Annotated in this window: 22 protein-coding genes; 10 read left to right on the top strand and 12 right to left on the bottom strand. The window is 59.7% G+C overall.

The features are described 5' to 3' along the window. Positions 1-92: 92 nt before the first annotated feature. Complete coding sequence (locus tag ACGK9W_RS15785; RefSeq protein ID WP_273070362.1) at positions 93-1,175, top strand: patatin-like phospholipase family protein; 1,083 nt, start codon at positions 93-95, stop codon at positions 1,173-1,175. Between the two features lie 63 nt (positions 1,176-1,238). Further along, positions 1,239-1,487, top strand: a complete 249-nt coding sequence (locus tag ACGK9W_RS15780; protein ID WP_092030765.1) for a CDGSH iron-sulfur domain-containing protein — start codon at positions 1,239-1,241, stop codon at positions 1,485-1,487. Here ACGK9W_RS15780 and ACGK9W_RS15775 read toward each other — a convergent pair. The 12 genes from ACGK9W_RS15775 to pilG all read right to left on the bottom strand — a co-directional run bounded on the left by ACGK9W_RS15775 (position 1,469) and on the right by pilG (position 18,226). After that, a complete protein-coding gene (locus ACGK9W_RS15775) occupies positions 1,469-2,491 on the bottom strand; it encodes a PAS domain-containing protein (protein WP_008172765.1) in 1,023 nt (340 codons plus the stop codon). The two genes, ACGK9W_RS15780 and ACGK9W_RS15775, sit on opposite strands and share 19 nt — an antisense overlap. A 91-nt stretch (positions 2,492-2,582) precedes the next feature. Continuing rightward, positions 2,583-3,395 carry a zinc ABC transporter permease subunit ZnuB gene (znuB, locus tag ACGK9W_RS15770; protein ID WP_008172766.1) on the bottom strand — a complete coding sequence of 271 codons (813 nt, stop codon included), beginning with the start codon at positions 3,393-3,395 and terminating at the stop codon, positions 2,583-2,585. Then, positions 3,382-4,149, bottom strand: coding sequence for a zinc ABC transporter ATP-binding protein ZnuC (gene znuC, locus ACGK9W_RS15765; RefSeq protein WP_008172767.1), 768 nt, complete (start codon positions 4,147-4,149; stop codon positions 3,382-3,384). The genes znuB and znuC overlap by 14 nt, the downstream gene beginning before the upstream one ends. Beyond that, the gene (locus tag ACGK9W_RS15760) at positions 4,142-4,633 is read right to left on the bottom strand and encodes a Fur family transcriptional regulator (protein WP_008172768.1); all 492 of its coding nucleotides are present in this window, start codon (positions 4,631-4,633) and stop codon (positions 4,142-4,144) included. Before ACGK9W_RS15760 ends, znuC begins: the two co-directional genes overlap by 8 nt. 73 nt (positions 4,634-4,706) lie before the next feature. Further along, positions 4,707-5,168, bottom strand: a complete 462-nt coding sequence (locus ACGK9W_RS15755; RefSeq protein WP_008172769.1) for a chemotaxis protein CheW — start codon at positions 5,166-5,168, stop codon at positions 4,707-4,709. Between the two features lie 11 nt (positions 5,169-5,179). Next, a complete protein-coding gene (locus ACGK9W_RS15750; protein WP_053113272.1) occupies positions 5,180-6,232 on the bottom strand; it encodes a chemotaxis protein CheB in 1,053 nt (350 codons plus the stop codon). Further along, positions 6,232-13,767, bottom strand: a complete 7,536-nt coding sequence (locus ACGK9W_RS15745; RefSeq protein WP_405417464.1) for an Hpt domain-containing protein — start codon at positions 13,765-13,767, stop codon at positions 6,232-6,234. The genes ACGK9W_RS15750 and ACGK9W_RS15745 overlap by 1 nt, the downstream gene beginning before the upstream one ends. Positions 13,768-13,778: 11 nt before the next feature. After that, positions 13,779-14,678 carry a protein-glutamate O-methyltransferase CheR gene (locus tag ACGK9W_RS15740; protein ID WP_039881965.1) on the bottom strand — a complete coding sequence of 300 codons (900 nt, stop codon included), beginning with the start codon at positions 14,676-14,678 and terminating at the stop codon, positions 13,779-13,781. 27 nt (positions 14,679-14,705) lie between these two features. Beyond that, positions 14,706-16,781, bottom strand: a complete 2,076-nt coding sequence (locus ACGK9W_RS15735) for a methyl-accepting chemotaxis protein (RefSeq protein WP_273070353.1) — start codon at positions 16,779-16,781, stop codon at positions 14,706-14,708. Positions 16,782-16,872: 91 nt separating this feature from the next. After that, complete coding sequence (locus ACGK9W_RS15730; RefSeq protein WP_008172777.1) at positions 16,873-17,418, bottom strand: chemotaxis protein CheW; 546 nt, start codon at positions 17,416-17,418, stop codon at positions 16,873-16,875. Between the two features lie 20 nt (positions 17,419-17,438). Next, positions 17,439-17,801, bottom strand: coding sequence for a twitching motility response regulator PilH (gene pilH, locus ACGK9W_RS15725; protein ID WP_011787171.1), 363 nt, complete (start codon positions 17,799-17,801; stop codon positions 17,439-17,441). A 32-nt stretch (positions 17,802-17,833) separates the two neighbouring features. After that, positions 17,834-18,226 carry a twitching motility response regulator PilG gene (gene pilG / locus ACGK9W_RS15720; protein WP_008175635.1) on the bottom strand — a complete coding sequence of 131 codons (393 nt, stop codon included), beginning with the start codon at positions 18,224-18,226 and terminating at the stop codon, positions 17,834-17,836. A gap of 297 nt (positions 18,227-18,523) precedes the next feature. On the opposite strand from pilG, the gene gshB reads away from it, so the two are divergent. The 8 genes from gshB (at position 18,524) to ACGK9W_RS15680 (ending at position 25,479) form a co-directional block, all read left to right on the top strand. Beyond that, positions 18,524-19,477 carry a glutathione synthase gene (gene gshB / locus ACGK9W_RS15715; RefSeq protein ID WP_405417459.1) on the top strand — a complete coding sequence of 318 codons (954 nt, stop codon included), beginning with the start codon at positions 18,524-18,526 and terminating at the stop codon, positions 19,475-19,477. Positions 19,478-19,525: 48 nt separating this feature from the next. Further along, positions 19,526-20,392 carry an energy transducer TonB gene (locus ACGK9W_RS15710; RefSeq protein WP_014578671.1) on the top strand — a complete coding sequence of 289 codons (867 nt, stop codon included), beginning with the start codon at positions 19,526-19,528 and terminating at the stop codon, positions 20,390-20,392. Next, positions 20,389-20,955: a YqgE/AlgH family protein gene (locus ACGK9W_RS15705; protein ID WP_039882120.1), complete on the top strand. Its 567-nt coding sequence runs from the start codon at positions 20,389-20,391 to the stop codon at positions 20,953-20,955. Before ACGK9W_RS15710 ends, ACGK9W_RS15705 begins: the two co-directional genes overlap by 4 nt. After that, positions 20,948-21,370 carry a Holliday junction resolvase RuvX gene (ruvX, locus tag ACGK9W_RS15700; protein ID WP_405417458.1) on the top strand — a complete coding sequence of 141 codons (423 nt, stop codon included), beginning with the start codon at positions 20,948-20,950 and terminating at the stop codon, positions 21,368-21,370. The genes ACGK9W_RS15705 and ruvX overlap by 8 nt, the downstream gene beginning before the upstream one ends. Before the next feature lie 7 nt (positions 21,371-21,377). Then, positions 21,378-21,887, top strand: a complete 510-nt coding sequence (pyrR, locus tag ACGK9W_RS15695; RefSeq protein ID WP_405417456.1) for a bifunctional pyr operon transcriptional regulator/uracil phosphoribosyltransferase PyrR — start codon at positions 21,378-21,380, stop codon at positions 21,885-21,887. A gap of 27 nt (positions 21,888-21,914) precedes the next feature. Beyond that, positions 21,915-22,928, top strand: coding sequence for an aspartate carbamoyltransferase catalytic subunit (locus tag ACGK9W_RS15690; protein ID WP_008175649.1), 1,014 nt, complete (start codon positions 21,915-21,917; stop codon positions 22,926-22,928). Further along, a complete protein-coding gene (locus ACGK9W_RS15685; protein ID WP_288367110.1) occupies positions 22,925-24,229 on the top strand; it encodes a dihydroorotase family protein in 1,305 nt (434 codons plus the stop codon). The genes ACGK9W_RS15690 and ACGK9W_RS15685 overlap by 4 nt, the downstream gene beginning before the upstream one ends. 284 nt (positions 24,230-24,513) lie before the next feature. Further along, positions 24,514-25,479 carry a putative solute-binding protein gene (locus ACGK9W_RS15680; RefSeq protein ID WP_264752596.1) on the top strand — a complete coding sequence of 322 codons (966 nt, stop codon included), beginning with the start codon at positions 24,514-24,516 and terminating at the stop codon, positions 25,477-25,479. Positions 25,480-25,486: the final 7 nt, after the last annotated feature.

Below are 25,486 nucleotides of genomic sequence, written 5' to 3'. Positions count from 1 at the left end.
TGACCACCATTAGTTTTGTTCAGTTGGCCGCGCCTTGTCCACTTCGTTAAACTCCGCGGGACTGATTCAGGGACACGCCCAGGGACCATCCTATGACTGCTATTCACATCCGAGAACCGGCTCTGACGATCCGGGCAGGCCGGCGCGCGATGCAGCGCCTCAGGGAAACGCCGCTGTCGCCCGAGGATGTGCATGTCATTCCGGGTGCTGCCGGTGGCCCCAAGGCTCTGGGAATAAGTGGCCTGGATAAAGCCATTTTCGGTGACTGGTTGCCAAGGGTTCCCCAGGAGCGATCATTGATCGGCTCGTCGATCGGCAGCTGGCGTTTTGCCGCCGTGGCTTCCTCCGATGACCCGAAAGCCCAGCTTGCCCGGCTGGCGGAACTTTATACCGCACAACGCTTTGCCAAGGGTGTCAGCGCTGAGGAAGTGAGCCGCAAGAGCGTGCTGTTTCTGGAAGAGCTGCTCGGTGGGCGGGAAGACGCCATTCTGAACCACCCATGGTACCGACTGAACGTTGTGGTCGTTCGCAGCCTTGGCATGCTGGCGGAAGACGCCCGGGGCCGGCTGGGGCTCGGCCTTATGGGCGCGATCAGCGCCAACATGGTCAGTCGTCGTCATCTGGGCAGGTTCATGGAGCGGGGCATCATCCACGACGCCCGCCTGAAAGCGCCTTTGGCGAAGCTGGTGGATTTCCCGAGTCACGAAGTGGCGTTATCCCGCGAGAACCTGCTGCCTGCCCTTCTGGCTTCTGCGTCCATTCCCCTGGTGATGGCCGGTGTCCGCAATATCCCCGGCGCGCCCGAGGGTGTCTATCGAGACGGTGGTTTGCTGGACTACCACCTGGATCTGCCTTACCAGCAGCCTGGCGTGGTGCTCTACCCGCATTTCACCGATAAGGTGGTTCCCGGCTGGTTCGACAAGTCCCTGCCCTGGCGGCGGGGCGACGCCTCCCGGTTGCAGGACGTGCTGCTGGTTGCGCCATCAAGAAGCTATCTGGAGTCCCTGCCTGACCGCAAGCTCCCGGACCGGAAGGATTTCGAGCGCTATGCCGGTGACGATGCCGGCCGGGAACGGGCCTGGCGTTCGGCGATTGCCGAGAGTGATCGCCTTGGCGATGAGTTTATGGAACTCACCGAAACCCGGCGCCTGCCCGATGTCATCAGGCCGCTCTGAACACAGGGCTTCCGAAAGAGTGACTATACTGGTGCAGTAAAGTCACGAATCGGGGGATATGTTATGTCGGATGAAAAACCGGTGGTCGCCAGCAAGACACCGTTCTCTGTGATGGTTGAGGCGGGCAAGAACTACTTCTGGTGTGCCTGTGGCCGCAGTAGTAGCCAGCCATTCTGTGACGGTTCCCACAAGGGGACCGGGATAACCCCGATCAAATACGAGGCGGAGAAGAAAGAGTGGGTGTGGTTCTGCGGGTGCAAGCAAACCGGTAACGCCCCTCTCTGCGATGGCAGTCACAAAGCGCTCGAGTAGAGCGCCATTCGCTGCAGGGTACTCACCCTGAAGCCCGAGAGGCCGTGAACCGGGTCTTTCAGCGCCCGAACCCTGAGTACTACTGGAATCTCCGTCTCCTGGTCACGATGGACCAGGGAAAGATCAACGCGTTCAATGGAACTGTCACTGCGGGCGGCTGCGAGAGCTCGCCGGAAATTGTCCCGGGACGCCGGTGCAACAAGTTCCTCCAGGGGCTGGTTGACCAGGTCAGCGGGTGCCTGGTCCAGAAGTTCGGCGATTTGCGGTGAAACAAAACCGATCCTGCCTCTTTCGTCCAGTTCCCATATGACCGCACCGGACAGGGCCACCAGATCCCGGCTCCGTTGCTCACTATCGTTCAGTGCCCGCCGAAGTATCGATTTTTCGACCTGAAAGTTGGCGATCTGATGGTCAGCACCAATTTCTCTCTGTTCCAGACCACGAATGTGAAGTGTTTGCCGGTGTAGCCGTCGGTTCAGCACCAGGGTGAGGGCGGCCGCGAACACCGACAGGGCTGCACCGGCGATCCAGACGGTTCGTCGGGAGGCTTGGGCGACCGCTTCAAGTCCCTCTGGCGACGGTACGGTCGTGAGTATCCAGTTCTGATCCATTGGCGAAACTTCGGTACGCAGCGCCCGTGTCGGGTCCACCGAACCGTTGGTGCCCAGTTCCAACAGCGGCATCTTGGTATGTCGTTCGAGGGTGTCGATGCGCAGTCCGAGAGAATCCGGCAGGGTGTCACTGAACAAGGCCTGGAGCCAGGCAGACACGGGTTGGTTGTGGTCGCCCACCATAGACTGGTCCGGAACGTTGGCCAGCAGATGATTCACCAGGGCCTGATGCTGGGCGTGATATCGCGCTTCGGCAAGCGCCATGGCCCGACGCGCTTCAATGTTTGCAGTAATTCCGGTTACCAGCAGGCCGGCGGCGACCAGAAGCAGGGGAATCCAGATTCCTGGCCATAAGACCGGTCTGCGGAAACGGGCTGGAGTCGAGCTTTCCATGCCGGGCGTCCTTTGCGGCTGGGTCTGTACCCTCAGAACAGACCGACGTTACTCCTATACTCTAGTCCAGCTCGTGAAGAGAGGGAAATGCTCAGGTCCGGACTTTGCCAGCTGCGCCGTAGACCAGCAGGAATACGGCAAAAGCCGTAACAACAACGGAAGGGCCGGCCGGTGTGTCCAGGTGCCAGGACAGACTCAGACCGCCGCTCACCGCGACAAACCCGAACCCGACGGCCATGGCCGCCATGATCTCCGGATTGTGGGCCAGGCGCCTGGCGGTTGCCGCAGGAATGATCAGCAGTGCGGTAATCAGCAGCACGCCGACGATTTTCATGGCTACCGCGATGACCAGTGAGAACATCAGCATCAGAACCAGGCGAAGCCGCTCTACGGCAACACCCTCCACCCGGGCGAGTTCTTCGTGAATCGTGCTCATCAGCAACCCCTGCCAGAGCACGGCAAGGAGGATAATGATCAGTGCCGCGCCGCCGTAGATCCACAGCAGGTCTTCACGGCTCATGGCCAGCAGATCCCCGAACAGAAGGCCAGTCAGATCGACGCGGACATCCGGCATGAAGCTCAGGGTTACCAGCCCTATGGCCAGGGCGCTGTGGGCCAGTATGCCCAGCAGGGTATCGGTTGCCAGAGTCCGGGTCCGTGACAGGAGTACCAGTGCCATGGCCAGCACCACACAGGTGATGATCACACCAAGGTTCAGCGGTACGCTGATCAGGAAGCTCAGGGCGATGCCGAGCAAGGCCGAGTGTGCCAGGGTATCGCCAAAATAGGCCATTCGTCGCCAGACCACGAAACAGCCCAATGGCCCGGCTACCAGGGCCACGCCGAGTCCGCCGATCAGGGCGCGCCAGAAGAAATCGTCCAGAATTGCGTCAATGATGGGCATGGTCACATTCCGTGTGTCTGCCCTCGACAACATCCCCGTGCAGATCGTGGCTGTGGTTGTGGTGATGATGATAGACCGCGAGGGACTCTGCCACGGGGCGACCGAATGTTTCGATGAAAGCCGGGTCGTGGGAGATGTCCTCGGGATAACCGCTGCAGCAGACATGCTGGTTCAGGCAGATAACCTTGTCGGTTGCTGCCATGACGAGGTGCAGGTCGTGGGAGATCATGATAACACCGCAGTTCAGGTCATCCCTTAGCTGGCGTATCAGATCATACAATGACGCCTGGCCATTGATGTCGACGCCCTGGGCGGGCTCATCAAGGACCAGAAGGTCCGGTTTGCGGGCCAGGGCCCGGGCCAGCAACAGCCTCTGCTTCTCTCCCCCGGAGAGGTGGTGCACGGAGGCATGCAGCAGGTGTCCGACGCCGGTGCGGGCAAGGGCAGACTCACATTCCGCGAGGGACTGGCCGCTGAGCAGCATGAACCGCTTGACGCTCAGAGGCAGTGTGGCCTCCAGCGTCAGATGCTGCGGGACGTACCCGATCACCAGGTTCTTTTTCAGGGACACCTGACCCTCAGACACTTTCTGGATGCCGAGTACGGCCTTGATCAGTGTCGTCTTGCCTGCCCCGTTTGGACCAATGATGGTGATGATATCGCCACGGTGAATCTTCAGGTTGACCTGATCAACCACGGGGCGTTCGTCAAACCGGACAGTGAGGTTCTCCAGGTTGACCAGAGGATCAGTCATGGCCGGGCTCCGACTGGCATCGGGGGCAAAGGCCGGCAATTTCAAGCGTCGTGGTCTCGGGCCGGAAGCCTTCGCCGGATGCGGCTTTACGAACCTCTGTTGACACCTCTGGAGCGGTCAGTTCGAGCACATTGCCGCAGGCGCGACAGATCAGAAACATACCGGTGTGGCTTTCACCCGCGTGGGTACAGCCGATAAAGGCGTTGAGCGACGCGATGCGGTGCACCAGCCCATGCTGCTGAAGGAAATCCAGTGCGCGGTAAACGGTGGGCGGCGCAGCGTTATGACCATCGGACGACAGCTCCGCCAGCACGTCGTAGGCGCCCAGCGGCTTGTGGGATTGCCAGATCAGCTCCAGAACCCGTTCCCGGATGGGCGTCAGTCGGGCATTCTGCCGCTGGCAAATGGTCCGGGCGTCAGTCAGGGCCTGACTGACACAGGCATCGTGGTTGTGAGGCCGGTAGGGAATAGCACGGGCAGACATGGTCGCAATCCTGCAAAATTTGAAACATTATAACATTTGCAGGGCTGTCTGCCATGTCCGGCAGTGGCACGGGTCAGTGTCGGGACTTTACAACCAGGGATTCCAGAAATTCCAGATTCGGGATCCAGGCATGCTCACCTTCAACCTCGACCTGCATCAGATCCGCCGGCCCCGGTTCACCCTCCAGCTTCCTGACCTGGTCTTCCGCCAAACGGGCCTGGCTGGGAATGCCCTGGGTAACCAGTGCCATAAACGGGACTTCCTTGTGGTGATCGCCGATGGTATTAAGGACCACGATGCGGCCCCGATTATCGCCCGGAACGGTGAGGGCTCCGCCGTTAGCCGCGTCGTATGAAATCACCGGAAGTTGCAGGCCCCGCCAGTCAAGGTAGCCAACCAGCCATTCCGGCGTGTTCGCGCCGGCATCAGCGCTGGCATAGTCGACCACTTCCGCAATCGAGACGTTGGGCAGCAACAGTTGCCGTCCGCTCATGGGAATCATGACGCAGGAGAGGGATTGGCTGTTGTCATTCATTGCGTGTTACCTCAGGCGGAGTCCCGTTTCTGCCGGCTCTTGAGCAGGCAGGATTCTTCGATGGTTTTTACCAGTTCCCGTGCCAGCTGCTCCGGGGTGCCACAGAAACCGCTGCAACCGGTGGCGGCGACGGATTCGGGCATAGAGCTATTGCCGCAGCTTGTGCTCTCCTGGACCCAGATCCGGCTACCGTAGGCTTTCAGTAAAGGCGCTGCAATAGCGCCATCATTACCCATGCCGGAAAAAAGAATAGCATGGCAGCGCTGGCCGTAATGATCCGCGACGTTGAGCAGGACCTGATCAATGGAAGGGCCATAGGGCCCCGGCCAGGCATTGCTGGTTTCCGTCAGGGCTCCCTGCTCGTTCAGTTTCCATTCGTGCTCTACCGGCATCAGCACCACATCACCATTCCTGACCCGATAGCCTTCCTCGGCTCGCTTGAGCTGGTAATGGGCATGGCGACCCAGTACCCGCGTAAGAACCTCTGTAAAGTTCCCATCTATGTGCTGGGCGTAGATGAAGCCCACGGGCAGATTCGGCGGCAGGTGGTCCAGAAACGTCTTAACCGCCGCCGGCCCTCCCAGTGAAGCGCCCAGAATCCAGACTTCCTCGGCGACCGAACCGGGTACGGCAGGCGTTATCCAGTGAGGCAGGTCCGGCGATGGTGCTGGTGCCGGCGTTTCCTGCTCCAGTTCTGCCAGAGTGGCTTCTGAGTCCAGCTCTTCCAGGTGCCCCAGTTGCTGCTCAAGTTTGCCCAGTAAACGTCGTTCCCAGCGAAAATACTCGGTACTTCCCGGCTTGGGTGCTTCATCCAATCCGAACAGTACCGGTGCGTCGGTATTTTCAAGCAGGTGATCGAACAGTAACGGATGATCGGCCTCGTCTTCGAGGGTGACCAGCCAGAGACTGGCATCCGGGAAATCCGGGTAGCCCAGCAAACGCTCTGGATCCCCGGAAAAACGCACCTCCAGACCGAACTTGGATGTTGCGGCCTGCAGTCGGTGTCGCTGCAGAACCACATCCGAGACGATCCCGACCCGCGGCCGGCCAGACTGGCCGGCCATCACTGACGTCCGGTCAGCCGCTCAATGGTCTCAAGCAACTCGGTTTCCTGGAACGGCTTTCCGAGGTACTCATTCACACCAATGGCCAGCGCACGTTCGCGGTGTTTCTCGCCGGTCCGTGAGGTGATCATGCAGATCGGAATTTCCCGCAGGCTATCGTCGTGGCGCACAAAGCTGGCAACCTCGAAACCATCCATCCGCGGCATTTCGATATCCAGCAGGATGATGTCCGGTTTGTGATCCTGCAGCTGTGCGACCGCGTCCAGGCCGTCTTTGGCAGTGATGACTTCCATGCCGTTGCGCTCCAGCAGTCGTGAGGTAACCTTCCGTACGGTAACCGAGTCGTCCACCACCATGACCACGGTGGCCTGTTCCTCATAACGGGCGGACTCGCGAGCCTTCTCGAGGTTGGCCAGACGCTGGCGCTCGGACAGGATGTCGGAACGGATCATGGCCGGCAGGTCGAGGATTACGACCACGTTGCCGTCACCCAGGATGGTGGCACCGGACACACCGCGCACCGAACTGAATTGCGGGCCGAGGGATTTAACAACGATCTCCCGGCTGCCCATCAGGTTGTCCACCTGCAGGGCCATGGGCTGCTCGGCGCCGCGCACCAGGATCACCGGCAGCGGCAGGGCCTGTCCCTGCAACTTCGGATGGTGATCGCTGTTCAGCAGGCTGCCCAGATACTGGAGCCGGTATTCCTGGCCGGCGTATTCGTACATCGGCGCGTCCGGCTTGTAGTATTCCTCAAGCTCGTAGGTGCTGACCCGGACAATACCCTCGATGGTGTTCAGCGGGATCGCGTAGAAATCCTCGCCGGTGGACACCATCAGCGCCCGGTTGACGGAAACCGTGAACGGCAGGCGAACCGTAAAGGTGGTTCCGCGGCCAACGGCGGAATCGATGTCGAGGCTGCCGCCAAGCTGTTTGATCTCGCTGGCAACGACGTCCATGCCCACGCCGCGGCCGGAAATCTGGGTTACTTGTTGGGCGGTGGAGAAGCCGGGCTGCAGGATAAACTGCAGGATTTCCCGCTCGGACAGATCCTCGTCTTCCCGCAGCATGCCCTGACGGATCGCCTTGTCGCGAATGATCGAAGAGGGAATGCCGGCGCCATCGTCGATCATCCTCAGGACAACGTCGCCACCTTCGCGGGTCAGTGACAGTGTGACTTCGCCGGTCTCCGGCTTACCGGCTTGCTTACGGTCCGCCGGGCTTTCGATGCCGTGGTCCAGGGCGTTCCGGAGCATGTGTTCCAGGGGTGCGATCATGCGCTCCAGGATGCTCCTGTCCATTTCGCCTTCGGCGTTGCGGACATCAAAGTCGACTTTCTTGCCCAGTTCGCCGCTGATCTGGCGAACGATGCGCCGCAGACGCGGCACCATGGAGGCGAACGGAATCATCCGGGTCTTCATCAGACCCTCCTGGAGTTCCGTGTTGATCCGGGACTGCTGCACAAGCAGGGTTTCGGTGTCCCGTACCCGGTCAGACAGGGTTTCCCGCAGGTCTGCAAGGTCCGAAGAGGACTCGGTCAGAGCGCGGGACAGCTGCTGAATGGAGGAGTAACGGTCCATCTCCAGCGGGTCGAAGTCGTCGCCGTAATCCGGTCCGTGTTCTTTCTCGGCACTGAACAGGATCTGGGCTTCCGTCTCGATTTCCATCCGGCGCAGCTGCTCACGCAGACGCTCGATGGTGGCGGCCATTTCCTCCAGGGTATGGCCAAAATCACTGGTCTGCTGCTCAAGCCGGCCACGGGTAATACTGGTTTCACCCGCCAGGTTGACCAGCTCATCCAGCAGCGGTGCGGACACCCGAATGGTCTCCTGGGCCGCCCGCTGTGCCTCGGCCGCCTGTTTGCGAACCTTGGCCGGCGATTTCCCGGGCTTCGGTGCCGGTGCTACCGGTTTTTCTGCCTGGGCGGGAGGCGTTGGCTCTTCAGGCTTTTTCGGTTCCGGCGCGGCCGGGGCTGGCGCAGGCTGTTCGGCCTTTGCCGAAGGCACACCCATGCCGGACTCATAGCCCTTACGGATGTCGGCAACCAGGGCGATGATGGCGTCGTGATCTTCGGTGATGGCCTGCCACTGGGACTCATCTGGGGCATTGCCGCCAAGGTCGATCAGACGTGTCTCAAAGGCGTGGGCGCTGTCCCCAAGCTGAGTCAGTTGGGAGAGGCGAGCGCCGCCTTTCAACGTATGCAATGCACGCTGGGCTTCCTGGTTGAAGGTGTGGTTTGCCGGCTCCTTGCGCCAGTCATCGAGCAGCTGCTCCAGCTGATCCATGATTTCACCGGCTTCCTCCAGGAAGATTTCCAGTACTTCCGGATCGATTGCTTCCTGTTGGGACTCTTCTCGGGGAGCAGCGGTCTCTTCGGCGGCCACTTCGTGGGCCACCCGGAAGTCCTCGATCAGGTCCGCATCCGGCTCGGGCTTGCTGCCCTGTTCCAGGCTGTTGAGCATGGTCTTCAGGCTGCCCAATGCCCGGTCGCTGAGCTTCAGCAACGTCTTCTGGTTATTGGACCCGGAGATGAGGGGATCCAGAGCGTCGGACCAGGCTTCTGCCAGGTTGGCAATCGGATCGACGTCAGAAAGTCGTGCACCACCCTTGAGGGTTTGCAGTTCCTGCTGCAGCTGGGTCAGTCCGGTCAGTTCCTCCGGTTCCTCGCGCCACTGGTCAAGACACTCACTGATGGCGTCGTAGATTTCCAGGCCTTCGTCCAGGAAGATGCCGATCAGGTCATCATCGCTGGCCTGTGTCAGAGTCTCGCTGAGGTCGGGGGCCTCTGCTGACTCCTCGGACGGCGCCGACTCGCCCCGAAGGATGGACTGGACGCGAGCGACCAGCTCCTCCGCCGGTGGGCAAGGCTTCTGCGTCGCCACCTGCTCAACCATTTGCGCCAGCCGGTCATGGCAGGCGAACAAGAGGTCGTTCATGGCGTCGCTGGCTTCCAGCTGGCCCTCTGCAACCTTTTCGAACAGGTCTTCGAGAACGTGGGTCAGGTCGCCAATGGCCTCAACGCCAGCCATCCGGGCGCCACCCTTGAGCGTGTGGACATCCCGTTGCAGTTCCGCGGCAATGCTCCGGTCCGACGGGTCTTCGGTCCAGGTGTGCAGGGCGCTGCCGGTAGAGTTGATCAGGTCGTAGGCTTCTTCCAGGAAAATGCCGACCAGCTCCGGATCCAGGTGCGAGAGATCGGCAACGCCGTCTTCCGCCTCGCCGGTTTCCGCGGTTTCTGAATCGGAATCGACGGGTTCCTCGACTTCCGGGAGCGGGGCCTGCTCTTCGTCGTTGAAATCCGGTTCTGCTTCTTCTTCAGGGCTCGCAACATTGGTGACCGGGCGTGTTCCGGTGGCGCTGTCGATGTACGCCTGGATTTCGCCAATCAGATCCGGCGCAGGGCGCGGTGGCTCCTTGGCTTCAAGGTTCTCGACCATGCCCGCAAGCCGATCGTGGCAGCGGAACAGCAGATCTGAGAGCTCATCATTGATCGATAGCCGCTGCTCGGTCAGTCCCTCAAACAGGTTTTCCAACTCGTGGGAAAGATCGCCTACGGCAGGAATGTCGGCCAGGCGTGCACCACCCTTAAGGGTATGCAGATCCCGCTGCAGCAACCGAAGGATATCCAGGTTTCCGGTATTTTCGCTCCAGCTCTGCAGCGCTTCGGCGGTGCTGTCGATGAGGTCGCGGGCCTCTTCCAGGAAGATCTCCGCAAGCTCTTCGTCCATGTCATCATCGGATTCGGACATTTCCGGGAGCGGCGGTTGTTCGGCCGCCGCTGGTTCTTCATTTGCCGGTACTTCGGTTTCATCCATCTCAAAGCTGAGATCGATTTCCTCGAGTTCACCGGTGAATTCCTGCTCGAAGGCGTCGGGTTCCTGGTTTTCTGTGCTCGGGGCCCGTTTCAGGTTTTCGAGCGCGGTAACCATGTCGTCGCTGGATTCCGTGGCAAGCCCGGCAGCCACCTGATCCATCATGTTGATCAGCTGTTCGTGAGCTGCCCGAACGGTCTCGAAAAAGGTTTCGTCCGGCGCTTCATCGTGTCTGGCGGCCTCGTCGTAGGTGTCTTTCAACGCGCTTGAGAGCGCGGCGACGTCGCCGAGCCCTGCTTCGGAGGCGCCGGAGGTCAACTGCTCCAGCTCGGAACGCAACGGGTTCAACGACTCCATCTCGCCGGGGTTGTCCGCCCAGTGGTCGAGAATCCGGTCAGCATCCAGAACAATGTCGAGGCCTTCGTTCAGGAACAGCTGAACCAGCCGTGACGGAGCCTGCTGCGGATGCTGGCGCGGAGCTTCCTCGCTGTGGCCGCGGAGTGTCTCTTCGGTCAGTTGGTCCAGCTTCTCGAGGAAGGCTTCGGTGCCAGGCAGCGAGGCCTGTGGATTTTCACGGATCTGGGCCAGGCCCTGGGTCAGGAAATCGCAGGCGGATTCGATCAGCGAGAGCACGTCGCGGTTGGCCCGCTTGTTCTGTGCCCGGGATTCCTTGACGAAGCGTTCCAGTGGTGTGATTACAGCAGCAATGGGTGCGATGCCGGCGGTATGGGCGCTGCCTTTGAGTGTATGCAGGGCCCGGGAAAGATCATCGGTGTAGGTAACCGTGGTCTTGTCTCCGGCTGCTGACAGGAAATCCTTCAGCGTCTGCAGATGGGTCTCGGTTTCACTTTCAAAAATATCCAGCAATACCGGGTCGACCGCATCCTCTTCAGTCGTCTCGATCTCTGCGCCTGCAGCGGTGATCTCATCTTCCGCTACGGTTTCGGAGCCGTCCGATTCGGCCGCCGGCATCATGCTGGCATCGGGAATCTCACCGCTGGCCAGGGCGTTGGCGCGGGCTTCGAGGTTGGCGGTATCGAAGGAAGCCGCACGGCGCTTCTCGAAATCGTCGACCAGGGCCGGCAGGCTGGCAGTGACATCCTCCAGAAGACTGGCGATGTCATCGTTCATGAAGATGCTGCCGTCGATAACGCGGTTCAGCATGTTTTCCACGGACCAGGCCAATTCGCCAACAACCAGCGCGCCGACCATACGGCCACTGCCTTTCAGCGTGTGGAAGGCACGGCGAACTTCTGACAGAGCGCTGCGGTCATCGTGCTGGCGCAAAAGCATTGGCAGGTATTCGCGAATGGTGTCCAGCACCTCACCGGCTTCTTCGACGAATATTTCAAGTATTTCATCGTCAATCAGGTCATCGTCATCGGCGGACTCATCCGACACGGCCTCAACGGTGGCTTCTTCAACGATGGATTCCGGGGTTTCCTGCTCTTCTTCTCCCGAGTCGGCGACGGTGTCTTCGACCTCGGGAATGTCCTGCGCCGTCACGGCATCGTCGTCGGTGCGACGGGTGGTTGCCATGGCCTCGGCCCGGTTGATGAGCTCCTCCACGTCGCCTGCGGTCTGGCCGTCCTTGAATTCACGGATCAGTGACGGAATGCGGGCATTGACCTCGTCCACCAGGGTGAACATGTCTTCGGTGGGGCGAATGGTCTGATCGATCACCCGATTCAGCAGGTTTTCCACAGACCATGCCAGCTCGCCGATACTGGTCGCGCCCACAAGTCGTCCGCTGCCCTTGAGCGTATGGAAAGCACGACGAACTTCGGTCAGAGCCTCACGGTCGTCGTGATTCTGGCGCAGACGGGGATAGAATTCATGAATGGTCTCGAGAACCTCTTCGGCTTCCTCAACGAAAATGCCAAGAATTTCGTCGTCCAGGAGCTCCGAATCCGAGCTTTTGGCCTCTTCCGGGGCGGTCGAAACGCTGGCTTCGTCCTGCTCGTAAGACGGTTCAGCGACGGTCTCTTCATGGGCCGTGGTTTCAGTCCAGGTGGGCTCAGCCCCGACCGGGAAGCCGAGGGAAGCGAGACTGTCCTCGGCCACCCGCAGAATCGAATCGTTTTCACCAATCCCCTCAGCGAGGCGCTCCAGGTAATACTCGATGCTGGTAACCGCATCGGCCAGGATGTCGAGCTGCTTCCAGTCAGGAACCTGCTTGCCGTCCAGCAGCACATCGCTGATGTAGCGCTCTGCCGAGGCCAGCATGCTTGCAACCCGGTCCAGCGGAATCAGGCTGAGGCCGCCGCGAATGCTGTGCAGCAGGCCGGGGACATGCTCGATTTCCCGGGTATCCCATTGCGAGGCAATGAAATTGACGATGGCGGATTTCACCTGCTCCAGAGTGTTCCGTGATTCCCGCAGCAACGCGCCGCTGGCCTCGCCCAGTTCCCGGGAGCCAAGGTTAATCGGTGTATCGGAGGTTTCGTCAGCGGACGACTCCTGCTGACCTTCGCTGTCCAGGCCGGCGAGACTGGCTTCGACGTAAAGCAGTGCACCGGCGATATCCATCAGCGTGCCATCGTCAACCAGCTCGGCCTGGGCGCTGAGTTTCTCAACCAGTTCGACCTGCTCGGTGATCACTTTCCGCGGTATGCCCAGACCCAGTACAGCCAGGGTATTGGCCACCTGGCGCAGACCCGGCAACAGGTCGTCAAGCTCACTGTTCTGGCGGAGCTCTGAGCGGACAAACAGATCCAGCTGATCCTTCAGTTTCGCCAGCTCTTCATTGAGCGCGCCGACAACGGAATGGATGGCGTCCCTGCCGGGGCCGGAGACACGGGTTCGGGCGGCATCAACATCGTCTTCTGACGGCAGTGCCTGGTTCAACTGGTAGGCATCCCGCAGGGCACTGACCTGGGGTGAATCCAGATCCCGCGCACGGGCAACGTAGTAGAGCAGGTGTTTGAGCAGCGCTTCCGGTGCCGGTTGCTGAAGGATATCGGCGTGCTCATCGGTCAGTCGGCGTATTTCACTGTCCAGCTCCCTGAGCAGGGATTTCACCGCCGCATTTACCGGGTTTACGTGTGCCTGAAGTGTTTCCACAAACGCACTGGCCGCTTTCCAGAGCTCGCCCCGGGGCGTTTTCTGGCACAGACGGACCAACCGTTGAATAACCTTCTGCATGTACTCGAAATGGGCATCGAGATCCGCTTCCCGGATAACACCGGCCAGCGCAAACTGGTACATCTGACGCAGCTTGCGGATGTGGCCCAGGACTGTGGGGTCCTGCAGGCGCTGGGAGACCTTGCCGGTCACGCTGATTCGCGAGGGGGCCAGGTCCGGTTTGAACAACGAGGTATCAGACAGCAGGGATTCGCCACGGGCGGCCCGGAGGTCGTTAAGCAGTGGCAGCAGCACCATCGGGAAATCGTCCTGGCTGCTGGCCAGATGCTCGAGGTACTGGGGCAACTGCAGGATGGCCTGCATCAGGACTTCAACGGCTTCGTCGGTATTGGCAACGGTTTCGTTGAGCACGGCCTGGGTGAGCTTTTCCATCTCCTCGGTGAGCAGGGCTGCACCGTAGAGCTCGACCATTTGCAGGGTGCCATGTACCTGATGGAGATAATTCAGGCAGAAGCGCAGGCGCGCGGTGTCGTCACGATTCTCGACATACGCTTCCAGTGCATGCTGACCCTGGGTCAGCGTGTCCTGTATCTCTCCCCGAACCCAGTCGAGGGCGATGCTGTCATGGTGATTGCCCATAACCACTCCGGTTATTCTTCGTCAGTCTGGCGTTTGATCCACGCCAGCACATGTTCCGAGGGGACTCTCTGTAACCCTGGAGGCTGCCAGTCGGTCAGCTCTCCCTGGCCCAGTACCAGCAACCCCCCGGGCGCCAGCCGCTCTGCAAGTCGCTTGACAATTTCCCGCCGGCGCCAGCGGCGGAAATAAATCAGCAGATTCTGGCAGAAGATAATGTTCATCCCGTGCATGGGTGCTTTATCCAGGTCCAGAACATTGAGTCTGGTAAAGCACACCCTGTCGCGGATGCTGTTCACGATTTCTACGGTGTTCCGCTCGGCCGGGCGGAAATACCGTGCTTTCATTTCCTCGTCCATTCCCAGCAGTTTGCGGGGATTGAACTGACCGTTCCGGGCCTTCTCGATCACCGGCTTGCTGATATCAGAGCCGGTGACACCGAACAGAGGCTGCAATGCCAGCTGCTCCATGCATTCATTCAGCACCATGGCCAGGGTGTAGGGCTCTTCCCCGGTGGAGCATCCGACACTCCAGGCCTCCAGGGGGCGCTTTTTCAGCTGTTCCCGCGGCCGTGTCAGGACATAGTCGGATACCAGCCGGAAAGCGTCGGGATCCCGGAAGAACCGGGTTTCCTGGACAGTGAGCCGGTCCACCAGCGTTGACCATTCCCTGATTGCATCCGGCCCGGATACGATCTTTTCGTAATAGGCCTGATAGCTGCTGCAGCCGATTTCCCGCATCCGGATGCCAAGGTTCGTTTCCAGAAACGAACGGCGCTCGGAAGACAGGGTGATCCCGGTTCGGTGTTCCAGCAGGGTTTGCCACTGGCTGAACTGCGCCTCGTCCATATCCGGGAGTCGACGCAGTGACCAGATGCCCTCGGCAGGTGACAGGTTGTTATGCATTTGCGCCATAAACCGTCAACAGCCCTGGAACGGAAATCAGCCCACCACCGGAACGTCGCTGTCTTCCTCTTCCTCGTAATCCGCCGCTTCTTCTTCCGGCAGAGTAAAGCCGGCAACGGAGGACCGAAGCTCGGACGCCATTTCTGCCAGGTTACCGATAGACTTCGCAGTCGCGTTGGTACCGGAAGACGTCTGGGACGTGATTTCCTGGATAACGTTCATGGTGTTGGAAATGTGCGCCGCCGAAGAAGACTGCTGACGTGCGGCGTTGGAGATGTTCTGGATCAGTTCCGCCAGAGACATGGATACGTTCTCGATTTCCTCGAGGGCGATACCCGCGTCCTGAGCCAGACGTGCACCACGGACCACCTCGGCGGTGGTGTGTTCCATGGAGATAACGGCTTCGTTGGTATCCGACTGGATCGTCTTAACCAGCGCTTCAATCTGCTTGGTCGCTGCAGAGGAGCGTTCCGCCAGTCGCTGTACTTCGTCCGCAACAACCGCGAAGCCCCGGCCAGCGTCACCGGCCATGGAGGCCTGGATCGCCGCGTTCAGGGACAGGATGTTGGTCTGGTCGGCGATGTCGTTGATCAGGGATACGATGTCACCGATTTCCTGGGAAGATTCACCCAGACGCTTGATCCGTTTGGAGGTTTCCTGGATCTGCTCACGGATGTTGTCCATGCCGCGGATGGTGTTCTGTACCACTTCCGCGCCTTTCTTCGCGATCGCAACCGACCGCTCCGCAACCGCGGAGGACTCGGCAGCGTTCGAGGATACCTGGTCGATGGACACGGCCATCTCGTTCACCGCGGCGGAGGCGCCGGCGATTTCCTGGGCCTGGTGCTCGGAAGCATCGGCAAGATGCATCGCAGTGGCCTGGGTTTCCTGAGCCGCTGACGCTACTCGTACGGCAGTACCACGAATCGCCTGTACCAGTCCGCGCATCTGGTCGATCGCGTAGTTGATGGAGTCGGCGATGGCACCGGTGAAGTCCTCGGTTACCGTGGCCTCGGTGGTCAAGTCACCATCAGCCAGGTCGGCCAGTTCGTCCAGCAGTCGCAGGATCGCGTTCTGGTTCTGCTCGTTCTGCTCTTGCGTAGTAGCCAGTCGGGCCTGGGCTTCGCGGTACAGGGCCAGACCGATAAACACAACAATGGCAACCATGGCGGCCAGGATCGCGAAGGCCAGGGTAGGGCTGACCAGACGTGAGCCGGACTGGGTCCGGAAGTTCTCGGCCAGTACAGACAGTTCGGAAAGCAGGATCTCGGAATTCTGGAAGATGTCGCTGGCAGCAGTACGAACCTTGAAGAGGTCGGGAGAAGCTTCAAGGATTGCGTCTACGTTCTGGGAAACGAACTGGAACAGTTCATCGACAGCTTCAAGGCCGTAGATGGCGTCTTCGTCATTTACCTGGGAGATCCCCATGGCCGGGTTGCCGTTCAGCTGGCCTTCAAGCACTCGCCCGAACAGGCTCGCGTCACGACCGAAACGGTCCGCGGCGATAACCGCGTCTTCGTCACCGGAGAGTACGTTGTTGACCGAGCGAACAATCCGCTCCGCCAGGAGTGACTGACGCTGGGCCAGTGCGATCTGTTCGGCGGGTGCGTCGTTGTCGAGCAGGATTTGTACGATATCGTCGTACTCAACCTGCAGCTGCGGAATGGTTTCGTTCAGAGTCCGGGCAACCTCGTGGAGACCGAGCACCGCATCCTGGGTGGAGAGGATGCTGTCGGCGTTTTCCCGCACGGTATTCCAGTTTTCCTGAACGCCACTCTGCTGGGCCAGTTCACTCGGCGGCAGACCGGTTTCCGGGTTACCCTCGGTTACGTTGGTCCAGAGCTGCTGGAATTCGTCACGGGAGCGGCGCAGCTGGTTGAAGGCCTCGGCGGTACCGCCGGCAGCCTCGGTCGCGTTCTTCGCAATCTCCTGAGAGAGCACTCTCAGTTCGGCGGTGTTGGCGATGTATTCCTGATCGTTCTGGCTGTCTGCATTGATAACGAACAGCACCACAACGAGCAGGATAGTGAGTGCGATCAGCGCGGCGATCAGGCCGGCAACCAGCTTGTTGCCTCCCTGTCCCATACTGAGTCTTCCGGCTCTGTTCTTCATTTTCTGGCTCCCGGCCTCTTCAAGAAATTGGCAAGTTTGTTTTTTCGGGTTTCAGGCGGTCAGGGTGATGTTCCTGCCATTGTCACCACCCTTACCACTGTGCGACGTCAAGAAATCGTTCGTCCTCGAGCAGGTCGACGGCCGAAAACACTTTCCAGACTTCCTCGTTGCGTTCATAACCGCCTGAGACAAACGGTCGAACGTTTTCAGGCACGCCCTCGGGCGAATCCTTGAAACTGTCAGTTGCGAAATACTGCATGCCCAGCACACTATCGACTACCAGCCCGCTGAAAATGTCACCCTGCTCTACCACCAGCACGCGCCGTTCCCGCTGGCTACGGGAAGAGCGGGGAATATCGAAAAAGCCGGCAAGATCAACCAGGGGCAGGAGGCGGCCGCGAACATTGGCCGCGCCAAGCAAAAACGGGCGAACCCCCGGTATATGGGTAAACCGGGGGACGTGGAGGATTTCAGTGACTTCGCCCATGGGGGCAACGTACCGTTCGCCTGCGAGAACGAAGCCGATGCCGTTCCACAGTTCAACGGCTTGCTGTTGTTCCGGCAGGCCGGCAGCCAGCGACCGGCTGCGCGCGGCGATATCCGTCAGAACGGCAAAAGGGGCGGCCTGGGCGGACATGCTTACTCCACGGTTGGGGATCAGGCAATCAGACTGTTGATTGTTTTGATCAGGTCGTCTTCGTTAACCGGCTTGACCAGGTAACCCTTGGCGCCCTGTCGGGTGCCCCAAACTCGGTCAGTTTCCTGGTCCTTGGTGGTTACGATGACGACCGGGATGGATGCGGTTTCCGGGGCGCGGGTCAGTTGGCGGGTTGCCTGAAAGCCGTTCAGGCCCGGCATAACCACATCCATCAGAACCAGGTCCGGGGTCTCTGCACGAGCTTTGGCAACGCCGTCTGCGCCGTTGTCAGCTGTAAGCACCTCGTGCTTATGCTTTTCCAGGATCGTGGAGATTTTCTTAACCTCGGTAGGGGAATCGTCAACAATAAGAATGCGGGCCATGGTTTCCTCGATAGTTCTTGGGGGCAGCAGGTTTACTGTTCCGCCTGTGGAACATACTGGCGGATGGTATTAAGCAGCTCATCCTTACTGAACGGTTTGGTCAGATACTGGTCCGAGCCGACGATGCGGCCCTTGGCCTTGTCGAACAGACCGTCCTTGCTGGAGAGCATGATAACTGGCGTCTTTTTGAAGGAGGAATTGTTCTTGATAAGTGCGCAGGTCTGGTAGCCGTCCAGGCGGGGCATCATGATATCGACAAAAATGATGTCCGGCTGTGAATCGGCAATCTTGGCAAGAGCGTCAAAGCCGTCAGTCGCGGTGATGACCTCACAGCCGACCTTTTTCAGAAGGGTTTCTGCGGTGCGACGTATGGTTTTACTGTCGTCGATCACCATGATCTTCAAGTTCTCGAAGTTGTCATCCATTGTCCAACTGCCTTGCGCTCAGCGACTGTCGTTATTTTAAAACGGGGGTTTTAACACAAACCTTAAGGTTCTTCTATAAACCCCGCTCATTTATAGATTATCAATGGCCGGATAAAAAGTATTAGTTTGTGACCAAATGTACTACTGCCCGCAACGTCACGTAACTGACTGAGGATTTCTCCGGATGCATTTGCAGTTCGGGTACAATACCATCTGATTTCAAAGCATAGCACTTAATGTCTGGTCAGCTCTGCTGACCGGTTCGTGTTTTTAACCCTCAGGAGTGCAGGAACGCCCATGACCGTCAGACTCGGGATCGTGATGGATCCGATTGAGGATATCCACTTCAAGAAAGACAGCTCACTGGCCATGTTGCTGGCTGCCCAGAAACGCGGTTGGGAAATCGAGTACATGGAGCTCCCCGATTTGTACCTGGACGGTGGCCGTGCCATGGCGCGCACCCGTGACCTGACTGTGCACATGGATCCGGAAAACTGGTACAGCTTCGGGCCGTCTCAGGACCGGGCGCTGGGAGATCTTGATGTCATACTCATGCGCAAGGACCCGCCGGTAGACCGGGAGTTCCTGATGGCCACCTATATACTGGAGGCGGCCGAGCAGCAGGGCGCTCTGGTGGTCAATCCGGCGTCCACGCTGCGCGACTGCAATGAGAAGCTGTTCGCCACGCAGTTTACTGACCTGACGCCGCCACTACTTGTCAGCCGTTCGGCGAGTCGTTTCCGCGAGTTCTACGCCGAACACGGCGATGTCATCATGAAGCCGGTGGACGGCATGGGCGGTCATTCGATCTTCCGTATCAGGGAAAACGATTTCAATCTCGGTGTCATCATCGAAACCCTTACCAACTATGGCACGCACCAGGCCATGGCCCAGAAATACATCCCCGAAATCAGCGATGGCGACAAGCGCATCCTGCTGATCGACGGCGAACCGGTACCCTATTCACTTGCGAGAATACCCTCCCATGGCGAGAATCGGGGCAATCTGGCCGCCGGCGGCCGGGGTGAGGGTCGTGAACTGACCGCGCGGGATCGAGAGATCTGCGAACGCGTTGCTCCGGTGATCAAAGAGAAGGGCCTCATTTTTGTGGGTCTGGATGTCATCGGTGACTACCTTACCGAAATCAATGTCACCAGCCCGACCTGTATCCGGGAACTCGATGCGGCCTTCGGAATCGATATTGGTGGCTTATTGATGGAGGCGATTGCAAAGCGTCTGGGCCAGGCATAATCCGGTGATGGCGGCCGGGCAGGTATAACGACAGGATCCATATCAGGAATGGCAGTTCAGGTAAGCGACTTCGACCGGTTTTCCTTCACCCTGTTTATGGCGCTGGCGGTGCACGCCATCGTGGTGCTGGGAATCACCTTTGCGCCTGAACCGCCTCGCTCCTCTGCCCAGACCATGGAAATCACCCTGTCCCAGTTTGACGATGAGGAAGCTCCGGAGAAGGCGGATTTCCTGGCCCAGACCAGTCAGAAGGGCAGTGGTACCGAGGAAGAGGTTCGGGAAATGACCACCCCGCAACCGGCGGAGGTGAGCCAGCCGCAGGTGGCACAGGTTCAACCCGAACCCCCTGCGCAAACCGAGCCGCAGCCGCGTCAGGAAAAGCAGGTCGTTCAGACCGAAAGTTCTTCCAGTCAGAAGGTTCGCCAGCCGGAAGAGCGCACCAGGCCGGAAGAGGAACCTCTGCCGGTTCGCGAGAAAAAGAGCCTGATGGAGCGCAGCCTGGAAATTGCCAGCCTTGAGGCCCGATTCGATGCCCAGCAGCAGGCCTATGCCCGCAAACCCAGGGTGATGCGGGTAACGGCCGCCTCTACGCTCAAGTCCACCAACGCCTGGTACGTTCAGAACTGGGTGAGCAAGGTAACGCGGGTGGGGAATATCAACTACCCGACCGAGGCGCGCAATGCCGGAATCTATGGCACACTGCGAATGCTGGTGTCACTCAAGAAAGACGGCACCATTAAAGAGGTGGCGATCCTGCAGTCTTCCGGCAGCACCGTCCTGGATGATGCTGCCATCCGTATAGTCAGGATGGCCTCGCCTTTTGCACCATTTCCGGACGAAATGCGGAAAGAGGTGGATGAACTTGAAATCATACGTACCTGGTCCTTCCAGCGTCGGGGGCTGACATCCGGATGACAGCATCAAAACACTCTCCCCATAGCTTGCGCCACCAGTTCCTGGTGGCATCGCCGTATCTCGCTGATCCCCGTTTCCATGGCGGCGTGATATACATTTGCGAGCATTCCGACGACGGTGCCCTGGGGTTAATGATCAATCAGCCGCTGGATATCCACCTTGGTGAAATTCTGGAACAACTGGACCTGCCAGGAGGCGAGCTGGATCTGCCGGTATTCAGCGGAGGTCCGGTGCAGCCGGAACGCGGCTTTGTGCTGCATCCCCCAGGCACCAGCTGGCAGAACACGGCGAAGGTCACCGACGATGTTCTGCTGACCACATCCCGCGATGTATTGGCAGGCATTGGTCGTGGCGAAGGTCCCGACGAGTACCTGGTGGCATTGGGCTATTCCGGCTGGAGCGAAGGGCAGCTGGAAGAGGAGCTGGGCAGCAACGCCTGGCTCACCTGTCCGGCCAACACCGACATCCTGTTCCGTACTCCCTGGGAAGAGCGCTACAAGGCGGTGCTGCAGCTGATCGGCATTGATCTCAATCAGCTCAGCGAATCGGTCGGTCATGCCTGAACCGGCCAGTCGTCGCGTCATGGCGTTCGATTTTGGCACCCGCCGTATTGGCGTAGCGGTCGGTCAGGAGTTGCTTGGGTCCGGCCAACCGGTGGCTCTGATTCCTGCCCGAGACGGTATCCCCGATTGGCAACAGATTGAATCCCTGCTCGAGGAGTGGCACCCGGACCTGGTCGTGGTCGGTTTGCCCCTCAACATGGACGACACCGAAAACGATATGTGTGCCCGGGCGCGCAAATTCGGCAAGCGCCTGCATGGGCGCTACCACGTGCCGGTCGAGATGGTGGACGAGCGGCTCACCAGCTTCGAGGCCAAGGGTGAAGTGATGGCCGCCGGAGGCAGTCGTGATTTTGGTCGCCACGGAGTGGATGACCGGGCCGCGGTGCTGATCCTGGAAACCTTTTTTCAACAGTGAGGACCGAATGACGGCATTGCTTGATATTGATCAGTTGCTGGACCAGATGGAAACCGGGCTGCGTCAGGCGCTCGAGCAACGGGGCGTGCAATCCCCGGTTCTGATCGGTATACGGACCGGAGGCGTCTGGCTGGCCGACGTGCTGAGCAAACGCCTTGGCATCGAAGAGCCGTTCGGCGAACTGGATATCTCCTTCTACCGCGATGATTTCAGCCGCATCGGTCTGAATCCCCGGGTGAAACCCTCGAGTCTGCCCTTCGATACCGAAGGCCGTGACATCATCCTGATTGACGATGTCATCATGAGCGGCCGGACGATCCGGGCCGCCATGAATGAGATCTTCGATTATGGCCGTCCAGCCAGTATCATACTGGCCAGCCTGATTGACCTCGGTGCCCGGGAATTGCCCATCCAGCCGGATGTGGCTGGCAAGACAATGGCGTTGGAATCCCATCAACGCGTCAAACTGCGTGGCCCCGACCCGCTCCGTATCGAGCTTCAGGAAGCCGGACAATAAACCTCCGAATCGGATAACAGGCGACCCATGACCGCGAACGACTCTTCCCCGCACCACTTGCAGCTGACCCGGGATGGTCAGTTGCGGCACTTCCTCACCCTCGACGGCCTTGACCGCGCCTTGCTGACCGACATCCTGGACACTGCGGACTCCTTTATCGAGGTCGGTGAGCGAACTATCAAGAAAGTGCCACTGCTTCGCGGACGAACCGTGGTAAACCTGTTTTTCGAGTCCAGCACCCGAACCCGCAGTACCTTTGAGCTGGCGGCCAAGCGACTGTCTGCGGATGTGCTCAACCTGGATATCAGCACCTCGGCTACCTCCAAGGGTGAATCCCTGTCTGACACCCTGCTGAACCTAGAAGCCATGGCCAGCGACATGTTCGTGGTCAGGCACTCTCAGAGTGGTGCACCGCATTTTATTGCCGAGAGCGTTACTCCGGGGGTGGCCATCATCAACGCCGGTGACGGTCGTCATGCGCACCCGACCCAGGCCATGCTGGATATGCTGACGATTCGCCAGCACAAGGGGCGTTTCGAGGGCCTCAAAGTCGCTATCGTTGGCGACGTGCTGCACTCCCGGGTGGCCCGCTCCCAGATTCGGGCTCTCAACGAGCTGGGTGCCGAGGAAGTTCGCGTCATTGCCCCGGGAACCCTGCTTCCCAAAGACGTGGAAAGCCTCGGCTGCACGGTGGAATACGACATGACCCGCGGGATGAAGGATCTGGATGTGGTCATCATGCTGCGACTGCAGAAAGAGCGGATGGAAGGCGCATTGCTGCCCAGCGAGCGCGAGTTCTACCGGCTCTACGGCCTAAACCAGCAAAAACTGGCGTTGGCCCATCCGGAATGCATCGTTATGCACCCGGGGCCGATCAACCGGGGCGTTGAAATCGAATCGGCGGTTGCCGACGGACCACAGTCGGTCATTCTGAACCAGGTGACCAACGGCATCGCCATCCGGATGGCGGTCATGTCCATGGCCATGGGTGGCCAGGTTTCAGAACGGCAGCAGAAATTGAGTGAGAGGGGCCAGGCATGAGCAGTGTCAACACATCCGGAAACAGCCTGAAGATTACCGGAGGCCGACTGTTCGATGGTCAGGGCACGGAGCAGCAGAATACCGCGCTGCTGATCCGGGATGGCCGTATTGCCGCGATGGGCGAAGCTGCCGCCCGGGCACAGGCCGACGAGACAATCAGCGCAGAGAACGCTGTCATAACGCCGGGCTTTGTCGATCTTTGCTGTAACCTCCGTGAGCCGGGCAATGGCCAGAAAGGCAATATTGCCTCGGAAACTCTCGCAGCGGCTCATGGCGGTTTCACGACGGTCTGCGCTTCGCCGGAAACTTCGCCGGTGAACGATTCCAGTGCCGTCACCCACCTGATCCGGGACGGCGCCGCCAGCCGGTCGCCGATCCGGGTGTTGCCCATTGGTGCCATCACCCGGGGTCTGGAGGGTGATTTGCTCAGCGACATGGCGGGCCTGGCCTCGGCGGGTTGTGTCGCTGTGGGTAATGGCTCCCGGGGCGTGCGCAACGCCCGCATCTTGCGCCGCTGCATGGCCTACGCCCAGACCTTTGGTTTGACGGTGATGTTCAGTCCCGAGAACCAGGCCCTGGCCGCCGACGGCTACGCCCACGATGGCCTGGTAACATCTCGCCTGGGCCTGCTCGGTATTCCGGAAGTGGCGGAAACCGCCGCGGTGATGGAAATGCTGTTGCTGGCGGAGGAGACCGGGGTACGGTTGCATCTGAGCCAGCTCTCCTGTGGTCGCAGTGTTGAAATGCTGGCTGAAGCCCGCCGCCGCGGCATTGCGGTAACCGCCGATGTGGCCATGCACCAGCTTGTGTTCACCGAGGAGGCCCTGGCCGGTTTCGACAGCCGCTTCCATGTTCGGCCTCCTCTGCGCGGCGAGGGTGATCGGAAGGCGTTGATAGCCGGTGTTCGGGACGGCGTGATTGATGCCATTGTCAGTCAGCATCAACCTCACGATACCGCCGCCAAGCAGGCGCCCATGGCAGCCACCGAACCGGGACTGTCGAGCATTGAGAGTGTGCTGTCGTTGGGGCTGGAACTGGTGGAGATGAATGAACTGGCACTGCCCGATCTGATTCGCGCGCTGACCAACGGTCCGGCTTCCGCGCTGGGCAGAACAGCCCGCCTTGCCGAGGGCGAAATCGCTGATGTCTGTGTGTTTGATCCTGATGCCTTCTGGACACCGAACTCGAAAACACTGGTTTCAGCCGGTCGCCATGCGCCGGTGACCGATCGCGAACTGCCGGGTGTCGTCCGGCTCACTCTCAGTGAGGGTCGAAAGGCCTGGCCAAAGCCGGCAATCTGAATCCGGCTCAGGCGACAAAGTGCGGCAGGGGTTGCGGAACCTCTGTCGACACCATCACAGAATCCCCCCTTTATGCTGAAAAACCCTTGATGGCAGGCACCTGTGCCAACGTATTCTTGTAGCCGTCGCCCTATGGTCGACCAAGGAAAGCGTGGCCTGACCGGTTCATTTTCACAGACCGGCGCCCGACAATAATAATCAGGAGTCATCCCGTGAAATCAGCAAACCTCCCCCAGCGGGTAGCTTTGGCAACTGCCCTCTGTGCCAGTCTGGTATTCCCCTCGATGGGGCAGGCACAGGCGCAGAACGAGCCTCTGGAACGCAGCTTTTGCGTTTTTGACCCGGTTGGTGCCAATGGTCCCCTGTTTGCCATCACCAAAACCTTCCAGCCGGTTGCCCTGAAAAACGGCATCAAGCTGGACCTTCGCGCCTACACCGATGAGAAGGTGGCCGCCGAGGACTTCAAGGCGGGCCAGTGCGACGCAGTGCTGCTTACTGGCACCCGGGCCCGGGAATTCAACAAGTTCACGGGCAGCCTTGAAGCCATGGGCGCAGTGCCCGGCGAAGAGGAAATGCGGCTGCTGTACAACACCCTCAGCCAGCCCAAAGCCCGGCCGTTCCTGATTGATGGTCCCTACGAGGTTGCCGGTGTATTCCCCGGGGGCGCCATTTACCTCCACACCCGGGACCGCAACATTGATTCTGTTGAGAAACTGCAGGGCAAACGGATTGCAACCCTCGATTACGATCAGGCATCCGTGCGGATGGTTCGCCATGTGGGGGCATCTGTGGTGGGGTCCAATTCCGCCAACTTTGCCGGCAAGTTCAACAACGGTAGCGTGGACCTGGCCTATGCTCCGGCCGTCGCCTACACACCACTGGAACTTTACAAGGGCGTTCAGCCCAACGGTGCGGTGGTCAAATATGCCCTCGGGTATATGAATTTCCAGGTAATCATCCACCGTGACCGGTTCCCGGATTCCGCCGGCCAGATGGTGCGTGACCAGGCCATCAAACGCATAGACGAGGCCTACGAGATTATTGCCCAGGCAGAGGCTGAAATTCCGGAAGGCGTCTGGATGCAGCTGCCCCAGGAAGACACCGCTGAATACGACAAGATGCTGCGCAAGGTGCGTCTCTCGTTGCTGGAGGACGGTGTATACGATGAGCGGGCTATCAAGTTGATGAAAGCGATTCGGTGCCGGGTAGATGCCACTCGCTCTGAGTGTGCTTCCGTCGCCGGAACCTGAACCAGGG

It is taken from the genome of Marinobacter flavimaris (assembly GCF_045057155.1).
In the GTDB taxonomy this organism is placed as follows: domain Bacteria; phylum Pseudomonadota; class Gammaproteobacteria; order Pseudomonadales; family Oleiphilaceae; genus Marinobacter; species Marinobacter manganoxydans.
This window is presented reverse-complemented; position numbering and strand designations above follow the sequence as displayed.

What these genes read in the sequence shown, in the direction of transcription:
- ACGK9W_RS15785 (WP_273070362.1), top strand. Translation starts at nt 93, where the DNA reads ATGACTGCTATTCACATCCGAGAACCGGCTCTGACGATCCGGGCAGGC.
- ACGK9W_RS15780 (WP_092030765.1), top strand. Translation starts at nt 1,239, where the DNA reads ATGTCGGATGAAAAACCGGTGGTCGCCAGCAAGACACCGTTCTCTGTG.
- ACGK9W_RS15775 (WP_008172765.1), bottom strand. Translation starts at nt 2,491, where the DNA reads ATGGAAAGCTCGACTCCAGCCCGTTTCCGCAGACCGGTCTTATGGCCA.
- znuB (WP_008172766.1), bottom strand. Translation starts at nt 3,395, where the DNA reads ATGCCCATCATTGACGCAATTCTGGACGATTTCTTCTGGCGCGCCCTG.
- znuC (WP_008172767.1), bottom strand. Translation starts at nt 4,149, where the DNA reads ATGACTGATCCTCTGGTCAACCTGGAGAACCTCACTGTCCGGTTTGAC.
- ACGK9W_RS15760 (WP_008172768.1), bottom strand. Translation starts at nt 4,633, where the DNA reads ATGTCTGCCCGTGCTATTCCCTACCGGCCTCACAACCACGATGCCTGT.
- ACGK9W_RS15755 (WP_008172769.1), bottom strand. Translation starts at nt 5,168, where the DNA reads ATGAATGACAACAGCCAATCCCTCTCCTGCGTCATGATTCCCATGAGC.
- ACGK9W_RS15750 (WP_053113272.1), bottom strand. Translation starts at nt 6,232, where the DNA reads ATGGCCGGCCAGTCTGGCCGGCCGCGGGTCGGGATCGTCTCGGATGTG.
- ACGK9W_RS15745 (WP_405417464.1), bottom strand. Translation starts at nt 13,767, where the DNA reads ATGGGCAATCACCATGACAGCATCGCCCTCGACTGGGTTCGGGGAGAG.
- ACGK9W_RS15740 (WP_039881965.1), bottom strand. Translation starts at nt 14,678, where the DNA reads ATGGCGCAAATGCATAACAACCTGTCACCTGCCGAGGGCATCTGGTCA.
- ACGK9W_RS15735 (WP_273070353.1), bottom strand. Translation starts at nt 16,781, where the DNA reads ATGAAGAACAGAGCCGGAAGACTCAGTATGGGACAGGGAGGCAACAAG.
- ACGK9W_RS15730 (WP_008172777.1), bottom strand. Translation starts at nt 17,418, where the DNA reads ATGTCCGCCCAGGCCGCCCCTTTTGCCGTTCTGACGGATATCGCCGCG.
- pilH (WP_011787171.1), bottom strand. Translation starts at nt 17,801, where the DNA reads ATGGCCCGCATTCTTATTGTTGACGATTCCCCTACCGAGGTTAAGAAA.
- pilG (WP_008175635.1), bottom strand. Translation starts at nt 18,226, where the DNA reads ATGGATGACAACTTCGAGAACTTGAAGATCATGGTGATCGACGACAGT.
- gshB (WP_405417459.1), top strand. Translation starts at nt 18,524, where the DNA reads ATGACCGTCAGACTCGGGATCGTGATGGATCCGATTGAGGATATCCAC.
- ACGK9W_RS15710 (WP_014578671.1), top strand. Translation starts at nt 19,526, where the DNA reads ATGGCAGTTCAGGTAAGCGACTTCGACCGGTTTTCCTTCACCCTGTTT.
- ACGK9W_RS15705 (WP_039882120.1), top strand. Translation starts at nt 20,389, where the DNA reads ATGACAGCATCAAAACACTCTCCCCATAGCTTGCGCCACCAGTTCCTG.
- ruvX (WP_405417458.1), top strand. Translation starts at nt 20,948, where the DNA reads ATGCCTGAACCGGCCAGTCGTCGCGTCATGGCGTTCGATTTTGGCACC.
- pyrR (WP_405417456.1), top strand. Translation starts at nt 21,378, where the DNA reads ATGACGGCATTGCTTGATATTGATCAGTTGCTGGACCAGATGGAAACC.
- ACGK9W_RS15690 (WP_008175649.1), top strand. Translation starts at nt 21,915, where the DNA reads ATGACCGCGAACGACTCTTCCCCGCACCACTTGCAGCTGACCCGGGAT.
- ACGK9W_RS15685 (WP_288367110.1), top strand. Translation starts at nt 22,925, where the DNA reads ATGAGCAGTGTCAACACATCCGGAAACAGCCTGAAGATTACCGGAGGC.
- ACGK9W_RS15680 (WP_264752596.1), top strand. Translation starts at nt 24,514, where the DNA reads ATGGGGCAGGCACAGGCGCAGAACGAGCCTCTGGAACGCAGCTTTTGC.